The organism is Candidatus Rokuibacteriota bacterium (assembly GCA_016209385.1).
In the GTDB taxonomy this organism is placed as follows: Bacteria; Methylomirabilota; Methylomirabilia; order Rokubacteriales; family CSP1-6; genus JACQWB01.
The window spans coordinates 16,463-27,858 of record JACQWB010000209.1 but is presented as its reverse complement, the minus strand read 5'-3'; the positions used below and the strand labels follow the sequence as shown (position 1 = coordinate 27,858).

12 protein-coding genes are annotated in these 11,396 nt (G+C 66.7%); 5 read left to right on the top strand and 7 right to left on the bottom strand.

Annotation, left to right across the window (positions count from 1 at the left end):
* Positions 1-2,007 (bottom strand): chemotaxis protein CheW (locus HY726_15490; GenBank protein MBI4610399.1); only part of this gene is annotated, 2,007 nt, incomplete at its 3' end.
* Positions 2,008-2,103: 96 nt separating this feature from the next.
* Between HY726_15490 and HY726_15485 the strand changes: the two genes are divergently transcribed.
* From HY726_15485 to HY726_15475, 3 genes are all read left to right on the top strand, one after another.
* Positions 2,104-2,496 carry a nucleotidyltransferase domain-containing protein gene (locus tag HY726_15485; protein MBI4610398.1) on the top strand — a complete coding sequence of 131 codons (393 nt, stop codon included), beginning with the start codon at positions 2,104-2,106 and terminating at the stop codon, positions 2,494-2,496.
* The gene (locus HY726_15480; protein MBI4610397.1) at positions 2,489-2,908 is read left to right on the top strand and encodes a DUF86 domain-containing protein; all 420 of its coding nucleotides are present in this window, start codon (positions 2,489-2,491) and stop codon (positions 2,906-2,908) included. The genes HY726_15485 and HY726_15480 overlap by 8 nt, the downstream gene beginning before the upstream one ends.
* A 163-nt stretch (positions 2,909-3,071) precedes the next feature.
* The gene (locus HY726_15475; GenBank protein ID MBI4610396.1) at positions 3,072-3,293 is read left to right on the top strand and encodes a DUF2283 domain-containing protein; all 222 of its coding nucleotides are present in this window, start codon (positions 3,072-3,074) and stop codon (positions 3,291-3,293) included.
* A 46-nt stretch (positions 3,294-3,339) separates the two neighbouring features.
* Here HY726_15475 and HY726_15470 read toward each other — a convergent pair whose 3' ends face one another.
* Positions 3,340-4,398, bottom strand: coding sequence for a hypothetical protein (locus HY726_15470; protein ID MBI4610395.1), 1,059 nt, complete (start codon positions 4,396-4,398; stop codon positions 3,340-3,342).
* Between the two features lie 444 nt (positions 4,399-4,842).
* On the bottom strand, positions 4,843-5,445 hold the full coding sequence (locus HY726_15465) for a purine-binding chemotaxis protein CheW (protein MBI4610394.1): 603 nt from the start codon (positions 5,443-5,445) through the stop codon (positions 4,843-4,845).
* A 159-nt stretch (positions 5,446-5,604) separates the two neighbouring features.
* On the opposite strand from HY726_15465, the gene HY726_15460 reads away from it, so the two are divergent.
* Positions 5,605-5,886, top strand: coding sequence for a hypothetical protein (locus HY726_15460; GenBank protein MBI4610393.1), 282 nt, complete (start codon positions 5,605-5,607; stop codon positions 5,884-5,886).
* Complete coding sequence (locus HY726_15455) at positions 5,879-6,241, top strand: type II toxin-antitoxin system PemK/MazF family toxin (protein ID MBI4610392.1); 363 nt, start codon at positions 5,879-5,881, stop codon at positions 6,239-6,241. Before HY726_15460 ends, HY726_15455 begins: the two co-directional genes overlap by 8 nt.
* A gap of 131 nt (positions 6,242-6,372) precedes the next feature.
* On the opposite strand, the gene HY726_15450 is transcribed toward HY726_15455, so the two are convergent.
* The 4 genes from HY726_15450 to HY726_15435 all read right to left on the bottom strand — a co-directional run bounded on the left by HY726_15450 (position 6,373) and on the right by HY726_15435 (position 11,389).
* Positions 6,373-7,764, bottom strand: a complete 1,392-nt coding sequence (locus HY726_15450) for a tetratricopeptide repeat protein (GenBank protein MBI4610391.1) — start codon at positions 7,762-7,764, stop codon at positions 6,373-6,375.
* Positions 7,761-8,216: a purine-binding chemotaxis protein CheW gene (locus tag HY726_15445; GenBank protein MBI4610390.1), complete on the bottom strand. Its 456-nt coding sequence runs from the start codon at positions 8,214-8,216 to the stop codon at positions 7,761-7,763. Before HY726_15445 ends, HY726_15450 begins: the two co-directional genes overlap by 4 nt.
* A gap of 25 nt (positions 8,217-8,241) precedes the next feature.
* Positions 8,242-8,781: a response regulator gene (locus HY726_15440; protein ID MBI4610389.1), complete on the bottom strand. Its 540-nt coding sequence runs from the start codon at positions 8,779-8,781 to the stop codon at positions 8,242-8,244.
* A 187-nt stretch (positions 8,782-8,968) separates the two neighbouring features.
* Positions 8,969-11,389: a response regulator gene (locus HY726_15435; GenBank protein MBI4610388.1), complete on the bottom strand. Its 2,421-nt coding sequence runs from the start codon at positions 11,387-11,389 to the stop codon at positions 8,969-8,971.
* Positions 11,390-11,396: the final 7 nt, after the last annotated feature.

The window sequence follows — 11,396 nt, the reverse complement described above, 5'->3', positions numbered from 1 at the left end:
GAGCACCACCGGCAGCTCGGCCAGCTTCCGATCGGCCCGGATCCGGGCCGTGAGATCACAGCCGTCCATCCGGGGCATGTCCACGTCCGACACTACGAGATCGACCTCGTCGCTCTTGAGGAGGGTCCAGGCCTCGACCCCGTCTACCGCCACCCGTACCTGGTAGCCCGCCGCCTCCAGGAGGTTCTTCTCCATGGTCCGGGTGGTGATGGAGTCGTCCACGACGAGGAGGACGGGCTGGCGCCGTTTTTCCTCCGGCGCCGGGTACCCGCGCAGCGGGTGCGATGGCGGGCGAGGCGCTTCCCGGATCGACTTGAGAAGATCGCCCGGCCGCAGGATCAGGACCACCTGGCCGGTCCCGAGGAGGCCCGCGCCGGCGACGTTCTTGACGCGGACGAGCGGCGGCCCGAGCTCCTTGACCAGCACCTCCCGGTCTCCCAGAATCTCTTCGACCAGAAACCCCACGCGCTCCCCGCCGGACCTCACGATGACGCACGGCTCTCTGCCCGCGGGCCCCGGCTCGTCCGCCCGCTCCGGGAGTCCGAGCAGGCTGCTGAGCCGGGCGATGGAGAGGGGAGATCCGTTCCAGCGGACCGCCTCCCGTCCCTCCACGTGCTCCACCTCATCGGGCGCGATGCGGATGGCGCGCTCGACAGCCTCGGTGGGGAGAAGAAAGGACTGCCCGCCCGCGCGGACCAGAAGGCCGCGGAACGTGGCGATCGTTGCGGGGAGAATCATTCGCACCGTCGTCCCCGCTCCTGCCCGCGTCTCTACGCGGATCTCTCCCCCCAGCCGCTCCACCTGCTCCTTCACGATGGCCAGGCCCAGGCCGTGGCCCGAAAGGTCGGTGATGATGGGGCTGGTGCTGAGACCGGAGCGAAAGATGAGCTCCAGCGCGGCGTCGTCCGTCGAAGCCTCGGCTTCCTCGGCGGTCAGGAAGCGGGCCCTGACTGCCGCGGCCCTCACCCGGGTGAGATCGATCCCGCCTCCGTCGTCCTCCACTCGGATCTCGATCCGGCCGCCCTCCAGCGAGGCGATGCTCACCGCTACTTGTCCGCGCGGCGGTTTACCCGCCTGAGCCCTGGCCTCGGGCGGCTCGATCCCATGGTCGACGGCGTTCCGTACGAGATGGATCAGGGGATCCTTCATCGCTTCCAGGACCTGCCGGTCCACTTCCAGGTCAGCGCCTTGGGTCGCCCATTCGACCTCTTTACCGTGCTCCCGCGCGAGATCCCGCACCATCCGCGGGAAGAGGTCCAGGACGGTTGACGCGGCCGTGAGCCTCACCCGCCGCAGTTCATCCTGTAGGCCATCCACCACCCGGGTGACTGTCCGCTGATCGAGGACGAGATGACGGAGCAGATCCTGGGCCTGACCCTCGGCCGTCCGGAGTCCTGCTCCGGCCAACGCTTTGAAGAGGGCCCTGGCCTCGCGCACCCGTTCTTCAACGGCGAGCTTGGGGACCAGGAGGTCTTCGGCCTGGAGGAGCAGCGAATCGAGCCTGGCCGTGGCGAGCCTGATCGTGTCCGTTTTCGGAAGCCCGGGAACCACCGGTCCCAGGGGCGCTTCCGCGGGAGAGATCAGAGCGTCGACAGGTTCCGCCGCTGCGGCCGGCGCGGCGGCGACTTGCTCGAGGCTGTCGATCAACTCCCTCAGCGCCGGGTGGCTTTCGCCCCCTGCCAGCAGGCGGGCCACGCCATCGACCGCCTCCTGGAGACGATTCAGGAGCGGGCGGTTGAGCGCGAGCTGGCCCCGCGTGACCCGGCTCAGGACGGACTCACACGCCTGACACAACGCCTCCACGTCCGTGAGGCTGACCGAGCGGGCGGCCCCTTTCAGGGTATGAACCTCCCGGAATGTCGCCTCGACCATCCCGCGGCCCTCTGAAGGAGGCAGCCCGCGGTGCAGGGCCAGAAGGTTCGCCGTGATCGCCTGGAGATGCTCCTCAGCTTCCACGCGGAAGGTCGCCAGCAAGCGGGCCTTGATGTCGGTCTTCCGATTCGCCACGGCTCAGCCTGCGCTTTTATGCTCTCGAGTCACCGGGCTGGCAGGACGTTGCCCCGCCGGTTTGACCGCCCGCGTCCCTCCGCTTATCATGCGCTCATGGACACGGTTTCCCAGCCCGCGCTTGCCCGCCTGGTTGACCGGGCAAAGAGTGATCCCGAAGTTCTCGCGGTGCTCCTGTTCGGGAGCCGGGCCCGCGGTGACCCTTCCCCGGTCTCCGACTTCGACGTCTGCCTCGTGCTCGCGTCCGAGCCGGGCTCCGATCTCGCTCCCGCCCACAAGCGGGTGGAGTACCTCGGGGAAGCCGACCTCGACGTCACCGTGTTCCAGCAGCTCCCCCTGCACATCCGGAGCCGGGTCCTCAAGGAAGGCACGGTCCTCTTCGTTCGAGACGAGGATGCCCTCTATGCGCTCGCCGCCCGTACCGCGCGCGCCTTCGACGGCTTCCGGTACATCTATCGCCAGTACCTCGATCAGGTCGCGCGTGATTGACCGCGACCGGCTCCTGGCCAAGCTCGATGAGCTTGACGGATACCTGGCGGAACTCCGCTCCATCGCCCCCGAACGGTTTGAAGAGTACCTGCGCGTCGAGAAGAAGCGAGCCTGCGAGCGGCTGGTGCCGGTGTTGGTGGAGGCGCTCATTGACGCCTGCGCTCTCCTCGTGGCTGGGCTCCGCCTCGGCCTACCCGGAGACGAAGACGACCTTTTTAAGAAGCTGGTGGGACGGGGCGTGATCTCCAATGCCATGGCCGATAGCCTCAGACGCATGAAGGGACTCCGCAACCTCCTGGTCCACGAATACGGCCGTATCAACGACCAGATCGTGTTCGAGACCATCCGTCAACGCCTCGGAGACTTCGATACCTTCAAGCGCGAAATCCTCACCTTTCTCCGGAAGGCTTGATCGTTAACCGTTTGGCGTCGGACCTGACCGTTGCACTGCGATAGGCTCATGACCATGTCGGTCTTCCGGTTCGCGATCATCTCAACCTTTGCTCACGCTTCGCGTGAGTTTCCGATATAATTTCGAAGTGAAGGCGGAGACCTTCAAGGAAGCGAGGAGAAGGATGAAGATCGAGTACGACCCCGAGGCTGATGCATTGTACATCCAGATCCGCGAGGCCCATCCCGACGACAACATTGACATCGAGGAAGGGGTCACGGTGGATGTGGACAAAGACGGCCACATCGTGGGCGTTGAGATCCTCGACGCCAGCAAGCGGCTCAGCCCCTCTGACTTCACGAACATCACTATTCAGAAGCTCCCGCTCGAAACCACGATTCCGTGAAAGCCGCCGACCGACCCGCCTGACCTCTTCATACCTGAGCCCGTTCCTACCCGGTCCTCCGCTCGTTGCCTGACGCTGCGACGAGCGCCTTCAATCGCCCGGCCAGCTGGTTCAGGTCCCGGGCGGCCCGCTCCACCTGGCGCGTGGAGGCCATGTTCTGGGTCGAGGCCTGCTGGATGTTCTGCATCGCGAGCGCCACCTGATCCACGCCCGCCACCTGCTGTTGGGCTGAGACCAGGATCTGCTGGGCCGCCTGCGCCGACTCGGTCAGGCTTTCGGTCAGCAGCCTGATGGCCTCGCCACCTCGACTCGCCACCCCGACCCCGGCCTCCGAAGCCTTCACCCCTTGCTCAGCGGCCATCACCGCGGCCTGCGTCGCCCGCTGGATCTCGTTGAGGATGCCGCGCACCTGGGCCGTGGCCTGCTTGGATTGCTCCGCCAGGGCCTTCACCTCGGCCGCCACCACCGCAAAGCCTTTCCCTGCCTCTCCGGCCTTGGCCGCTTCAATCGCGGCGTTGACGGCCAGTAGGTTCGACTGCTCGGCCAGATCGTTGACGCTCGCGATGATCTCGCCGATCGCCTGGCCCTGCTCGCTCAAGGCCAGGATCCGCTCGGCGATGGCCTCCATCCGCGCCTTGGTCTCCTGCATCCCCTTGACGCTCTCTTCCACCGCCCGCCGCCCGTCCTGAGAAACCTGCGCCGTCTTCTGCGCGGCCTCGGCCACGGCGCGGGCTTTCTGGGCCGACACCTGCGCCGTCTGCTTGACCTCGTCCACGGTCGTGGAGGTTTCCTGGACGGCCGTTGCCTCCTCCGCGGTCCCCGAGGCCTGCTGGGTCGTCGCCGCCAGGATTTCTGACGATGCGGAGGCCAGGGTGCCGATCGTGTCGCGCAAGGGGCCGATGATAGACCGCGCCAACCCCCAGGCGATGACGATCCCGAAGGCCAGTGCGAACGCCGAGATGCCGACAATCGCCCAGAAGGCACGGGAGGCCGCGGCGACGGCCGACTCCGTGACCTCTTTCGTGCGCGCCCGTGCCGAGTCGATCAGGCCGTTGACCAGGGTATCGCGTTGCAGCCGAAGCGGCCGAACCCGCTCGACAAGGATACGAAGCGCTTCGGCGTCACGGCGGGCCTGTTTAGCCGTGATCGAACTTCTGGACGCTTCCTCCCAAGCGGCCAGAATCCGGAGTACCTCTCCCCATCCGGTTTTCAGCTCCGCGGTGGGACTCGTGTCCCGTAGCTCCGTGACTGCTCGGCGGGAGTCGGCAGTGCTGCTCTCCCATCCCTTGACGAAACTTTCGTCCGCCGTTAAGAGGTAGCGGAGGAAATTTTGAGATGCGTTATCGATGGCCTCATCGGCCTTCAGGGCGTTCACCAGGCCCTGCTCCTGCTGGCGGATTGCCGTCTCGAAGGCATCGGTGGTGCGGGAGAGCGCATACACGCCCACTCCTGCCACCACCGCCAGCAGCACGAGGATCACCGCATAGCCGACTGCGATCCGTTGGCCGACTGTCCATCTCATCGCATGTCTCCCCACTCGGAGGTGGCTTCAGCCGACCTCTTCGTTCACCGTAATCCGTGGATCATGGGCCAAGGCCTCGAGGTCCAGCACGGCAACCATTTCTCCCGTGACGCCCTGGACAAAGGCCTGGCGGTCGCCGGTGAGGGTCACGGGAGGAGGCGCCACCTCGTGCACCCCGACGCGCATCGTGCCCGCCACAGCGTCGGCGAAGATCCCGAACCTCATGCCTCCGGCCTCCACCGCCACCACCCGGCTCCCTTCGGTCACCCCTTGGCCCGCGAGATCAAACAACCTTCGGAGGTCGAGCACGGACAGGATCCGACCCCGATGGTTCACCACGCCGAGGACGAACGACGGCGTACACGGCACCGGCGTCAGCTCCCGGAGCGTGACTACCTCCAGGACATGCGCGGTCTCGATGCCGTAGCGTTCTCCCGAGAGGGAGAAGACCAGAAGCTCAAGCACCTCGGTCGGGGTCGGGGCCTCCTCCAGGGGCTTTGCCAGCGCCTGAGCCCTCTCCCTCAGGATCCGCTTGACGTCTTCGGGAGGACGTTCCGCTCCCGTCTCGATGGCCCGGCGGGCCCGCTCCAGCAGGGCGTAGGCCGCTTGCCAATTTAAGCCGTTAGCCATCGGCCTTCAGTCCTCAGCAAGCAGCCATTCAGCCATGAGCTGAGAGGCTTCCGCATTCGGTCCGCCTGACGCCTGCTCCGCTTCCAATCCCAAGCCAGCAAAACCGGTGTTGACCAGAAGCCTGACTTGGATTAAACAGTGTGTGATAGGAGGTGTGACATGAGAACCAAAAGAAAGCCCACCAGCAGAACGGTCCGTCGGAGTGTGGCTTTATCCCGTCAGCTCGTCGAGGACGTGAGTGCATTGGCCCCTCCGGAACTCCGCCAGAACCTCAATCGCCTCGTCACCGTCGCTCTGCAACAGTTTGCCGCTCAGCAGAAGGCCCGGGCCTTTGAGGACGCAATGGCTCGCATGGCCACCGATCCAGCGATCCGGGCTGAATGCGCCGCCATCTCGCGCGACTTTGTCGTAGCCGAAACCGACGGGCTGAAGGATGCTTAGCCGCGGCCAGATCTACTTCGTCAACCTCGGTCCGACCCACGGCCGGGAACAGGCCGGGCGTCGACCGGTACTGGTGGTCTCGGCGGACGCCATAAATCGCCAGCCCCTGGTCGTGACGGTGGTCGTGGGCACGGAGGCGAAGAATGTGCCGCGTGACTATCCCACGAACGTCCGCGTGACAGCAAAGGAAACTGGCCTCCCGTTGGACACCGTATTCCTCTGCTTTCAGATTCGCTCCCTGGATCCGGCCCGTTTCTATGACCCGAAAACCCACCGCCCGAACCTCGCCGGGACGATGCCACCGGCCCGCATGGGGGAGGTAGAGAGAGCCCTCAGGTTGGTGCTCAGCCTGTAACGCCTGGGCCTGCTCCCTCAGGATCCGCCTGACGTCTTCGGAACCAGGCGCCGCGCCAGTCTCGATGGCCCCGCGGGCTCGCTCCAGCCGGTCGTAAGCCTGCTGCCAGGCAATCCCCTGCCGCGCCTCTTTCATCCCCGTAGTTCCAGATACGCGCGCGCCGTTTCGAGAAGCCGGCCCGCCGTCAGGCCGTCGCTTCCGGCCACCGCCTCATCGCGCGGGACTGAGCTCAAAAGGTTCAGCACGGTCTCCATCGAGCGTTGCCCCTGCCTCAGCTTCCCCTGCCTCAGGAGAAGGCTCCCCAGGAGGAAGTGGGCAGAAGCGCAGTCAGGAGCCAGGTAGATGGTCCGGCGGAGGGCTTCCAGGGCCGCAGCCATCTCGCCCTGCTCCTGACAGATCGCAGCCAGCAGGAGGTGGGCCTCGGAGTCGAGCCGGTCCCGCTCCAGCGCGATCTCGCACAGCTCCCGCGCCCGCTCGAGACTGCCCAGATCAGCCAGAGCCCGGGCGCGCTGGAGATCGCTCGGCGTGTCAGGCAGGGGTTCGGCCCGCTCTTCGGACAGCGGCGTGACCGGCGCCTCAGGCGCGATCAAGCCGCTCAGCGTGTCCACAAGGGGCGCGGGAGCGGGAAGTGTCGGCCAGACCGCCTCGGGGTGCCAGGTCGTCGGCGGAGCCACCGCGGACACCGGCTCTTTCCGGTACAGGATGGCGCCGGGGAAATTGACAGGCAGCAAGGGGCGAAAGAGCTCGGCGGAGGCTTCGGCCGGGCTCACCACCAGCCAGCCTCCGATCGCCAGCGCTCGTTGGAGCCGCGCCACAACGGCCCGTTGAGCGTCACGGGTGAAATACATGAGGACGTTCCGGCAGAGGATCAGGTCCATGGCGCTGGTGTTGGTCACCACTGTCGGATAGCCGTCCTCGGCCAGGTTGAGCGGCGCGAAGGTCACGACCCGCCGGATCCTCGGGTCCACCTCGAAGGTCTCCGGGCCACGGCGGTGGAAGTACCGATCCCGGATCCACTGGGGAGTCTCCCTGAAGGACCACTCCCGGTAGAGCCCTCGCCGGGCCGCCTCAAGGGCGTCGGGGTTGATGTCAGTGGCCAGGACTGTGAGGGCCCAGTCTGAGCTGTCGGGAAGCAGGCGGTCCAGCAGCATGGCGAGGGAGTACGGCTCTTCCCCGGTGGCGCACCCGGCGCTCCAGAGCCTGAGCCGCCGTATCCCCGCCGATCGGCGAGCGTCGACGAGAGGAGGAAGGACCTGCTCGAGCGCCTCGAAGAGGGCGCGGTCCCGGAAGAAGTACGTCTCACCCACGGTGAGGTGGCTGGCCAGCCGCTTCCACTCCGGGCTCTCATCTGACAAGGTCGCCAGCCAGGCGAGATACCTCTCCGGGGCTGAGACCACTGAGCTTCGACAGGCTCGGATGAATCCGCGTTCCAGATCAGCCTTGCGGCTTTCGGGGAAGTCGAGGCCCAGGCGGCTGGCGATCAAGGCGCGCGCCTGATAGCGTACCTCGTCGGCCAGCCTCATCCGACTGACTCCCCAAGCGCCTCGGCCAGCTGCTGCTCTTCGTCAAGGGAGAGAAAAGCCTCGAGGTCGTGGATGAAGAGGAGGCCATCTTCCAGCGCCGCGATCCCCGCCACGTACCCGATCCCGGGGAGGGCGGCGCCGGGCGGGACCACCGCCTCCGCGGCTATTTCCATGACGCCGGGGACCGTGTCCACGGGTAAGGCCAGCGTTCGCCGAGCCGTCCGGGCGACCAGGAGGTGCGCGGTGGGGCCGTAGTCGCCGAGTGGGAGGCCGAAGCGGCGCCGGATATCGACGACAGGAATAACCCGGCCGTGCAGGTTGATCACTCCCAGGGCGATTGCCGGAGCCTTCGGGAGGGGGGATACGGCGACCATGGGAAAGACCCGCTCCACGGTGTGGAGGGCGAGACCGTAGCGCTGCCCATCGATCATGAAAACGACAAGCTCACTCAGCGGACATCTCCTGCCGCTCTCGGGATCAGGCTTCCACCAGGGCCAGGAGGCTCTCCAGTTCCTGCTTCACCTGCCGGAGATCCAGGGGCTTGGGAAGACAGGCGTCAGCGCCTGCTTCCAGCAAAGCGGGTATGGTGTCGGGGTAGCCTGTAATTCCGAGGATCTTGATGGTGCGGGTTTCCGGATGGGCCTTGAGCCTCTGGCAAACCTTGACCCCGTCCAGGCCCGGCATCACCACGTCGATGATCAGGATGGCGGGCTTGAAGCCGCCGACCTTGACCAGGGCCTCATACCCGTCGGTCGCCGTTTCGAGCTTGAACTGGCGCGGCTCGGCGGAGAGGAACTCCACGAGGAGGTCCACGATATCCTGCTCATCGTCCGCGATGAGCATGCGGACTTCCAGCGGTGGGGCCGGGTAGGGGGGCATGCCATGGTCGTCGAGGAACCGCTGAAAATCCTTGAGCCTGATCCGGTGGTGCTTGCCCGGGGTCTTGAACGCCGGGAGCTGCCCCGCCTCGATCCAGCGCCTCACGGTTGGCAGCGCGACCTCGCAATGACGGGCCACTCGACCCACTGTGAGGAGGGATCTGCCGTGGCGTTTATTCAATATAGCTCTAATATTCCTTTCATTCTATTTATCGCATTTTTTACCATAGTGCGACCACGGTTGTCAAAAGGATCGATCTTGATAAGGTGGCGGTTACCGGGTCGGTTCGGGAGTCCGCGCGCGGCGCTCTCTCGATGTCCGCCTTCTACTCGGCCCGGAGCACCTGCTGGACGATGCGCTGGAGGTCGTCCAACGCGAAGGGCTTGATCAGGCTGGGCACGTCCGTCAGCTTCAGAAACTCCCGGGTCCTCGGGGTGAGGACATCACCGGTAAACAACACGAACCGCCGGCGCAGTTCCGGATACCGTCGCTCCACCTCCCGGTAGAGGTCGGGACCGTCCAGCTCGGGCATCTTGATGTCACTCAGGATCAGGTCGTAGGCCTGCCCTCGCAGCTTCTGGAGCGCCACGGCCCCGTTGGGCGCCGTTTCGACGTGGTGTCCATCGGCGGAGAGCGCGTCCGTCAGGACCTGGGTGAGCACCTCGTCGTCATCAACGACGAGGATCCGCCTTCCGCTGAGGGGCGGCTGCGGCTCAGCGCTGGGGACCTGCGACACGGGCACGGGCGGGGCCACGACCGGCAACTCGACCCGGAAGAGCGCGCCCTGGCCGGGCTGGCTCTCGACCCGGATGCTTCCATCGTGTCCCGTGACGATCGCCTGGCAGAGGGAGAGCCCGAGTCCCGTCCCCTGGCCCGGGGGCTTGGTGGTGAAGAAGGGGTCGAAGATGCGCCCCTGGATGTCGGGTGGGATCCCGGGACCGGTGTCCGCGACCTCGAGCACCACCCGCGCCGAGGCGGGGTCGGCCAGGGTGCGAAGGCTCAGTCGGCGCGGGGGTGCGCCGTCCCGCAGCGCCTGGTGCGCGTTGGAGATCAGGTTCACGGCCACCTGGTAGAGCTGGTGGGGGTCGGCCCAGAGAACCGGAAGGTCCCCGGCCAGCTCCAGCGTCACCTCGACGTTGTCCACCTCGAGCTGGTAGCGGAGCAGCTCCACGGCGTCCTGGACCACGTCGTTCAGCCGCACCGCGTGGCGCTCCGCAGGGCGCTGGCGCGCGAGTGAGACGAAATCTCTCACGATACGCGCGCAGCGTTCCCCGGCCTGGACGATGTCCTCGATCTGTCCGGCGAGCGGTCCGCCCTCGACGACGTCGCGGAGGAGCGTGGCCCGTCCCAGCACGATGGCGAGGGGGTTGTTCAGCTCATGGGCCACGCCCGCGAGGAGGTGGCCCATGGCCGAGAGTTTCTCGGCCTGGATGAGCTGGGCCTGCGTCCGCTGAAGCTCCGCCAGCCGATCTCTGAGCTGCCGGTAGAGCCGGGCATTCTCGAAGGCGATCGCCGCGTGGTCCGCCAGGATTGTCAGAAGGCGCTCCTCGGTCGCGCTGAATTCGCGGGGCAGACTGCTGGCGACGGCGAGGACGCCCGTCACCCGGCCCGCGCTCACCAGCGACACTGCCGCAGTCCCGCCGGCGTCCTCGAGGAGGGCGGCGCTCGCAGGATCGCCGCTCGCCGCGGCCAGGAGATCGGGGACGGCCACCAGCCGCTTGGTCGCTGCGCGCTGCAAGAGCTGCTCATCCGCCCAGGTACGGAGCGCGCGCGCCGCTCCCTCGTCCATGCCCGCCCAGCCGGAGGGAATCAGCTCGGGGCCGTCCACGTCCCAGAGGATGCTCGTGTCTGCCCGGAGCAGGTCCCGGGCGGCTCGCGCGACGAGCTGGCAGAGCTTGCTCGGCTCTCCGACGCTCGCGATCGATTCGGCCAGGCTGTTCAGGACCAGGAGGGCCTCGTTCTCCTCGGCGAGGCGGCGCTGGGCCAGCACGTTCTCGATGGTGGACGGAAGCTTGGTCAGGTAGCCCTCCTCCTTGACGAGGTAGTCGGTGACCCCGAGCTTGAAGGCCTGGACCGCGATTTCCTCGTCCTGGCGCCCGGTGATCATCACCACGGGGATCCGGATCCGCTCTTCCCGCAGCGCCTTGAGGATCTCGATACCGGAGAGGTCGGGCATGCGGTAGTCCAGGAGGAAGAGGTCGTACGGCGCGGCCCTGAGCCTCTCCAGCGCGTCTTGCCCGCTCCAGACGACATCGAGCTGGAGGTGGGGGCCATGTTCTCTGAAGGCCCGCTCCGTCAGCTCGGCGTCAGCGCGATTGTGCTCGGCATAGAGCACGAGGACGGTCGCCCGCCGGATCTCGCGCACCGACTGGAACCACCGGAACGCTCCTTCGATAACCGCGGGGAGCGTGGCGAGATATCCCGGGCGCTTGACCACGTAGTCGGTGGCCCCGGCCTTGAGCAGGCGCACGGCCGCCTCCACGTCCCCGGCGCCCGTGACCAGGACCACCGGCACCCGGAGTCCCCTCGTCTTGATTGCGTCCAGGAGAGCCAACCCCGTCCCGTCCGGGAGACGGTAGTCGGCCAGGACCAGGTCGGTGTCGTCGGCGAGGAGTTGATCGAGCGCGTCGGCCACCGTCTCCACCATTCTGAGCTTCACCTGCCGCGCGTGGCGTTCAAAGTGCCGGCGGGTCAGCTCCTGGTCGGCGCGATCGTCCTCGACGTAGAGAACGCGGATCGGCTCCATGGGCCTC

Bases quoted from the DNA above. Each gene is read 5' to 3' on its own strand.
- HY726_15485 (MBI4610398.1), top strand. From the start codon at position 2,104: ATGGACACGGTTTCCCAGCCCGCGCTTGCCCGCCTGGTTGACCGGGCA.
- HY726_15475 (MBI4610396.1), top strand. From the start codon at position 3,072: ATGAAGATCGAGTACGACCCCGAGGCTGATGCATTGTACATCCAGATC.
- HY726_15465 (MBI4610394.1), bottom strand. From the start codon at position 5,445: ATGGCTAACGGCTTAAATTGGCAAGCGGCCTACGCCCTGCTGGAGCGG.
- HY726_15460 (MBI4610393.1), top strand. From the start codon at position 5,605: ATGAGAACCAAAAGAAAGCCCACCAGCAGAACGGTCCGTCGGAGTGTG.
- HY726_15455 (MBI4610392.1), top strand. From the start codon at position 5,879: ATGCTTAGCCGCGGCCAGATCTACTTCGTCAACCTCGGTCCGACCCAC.
- HY726_15450 (MBI4610391.1), bottom strand. From the start codon at position 7,764: ATGAGGCTGGCCGACGAGGTACGCTATCAGGCGCGCGCCTTGATCGCC.
- HY726_15435 (MBI4610388.1), bottom strand. From the start codon at position 11,389: ATGGAGCCGATCCGCGTTCTCTACGTCGAGGACGATCGCGCCGACCAG.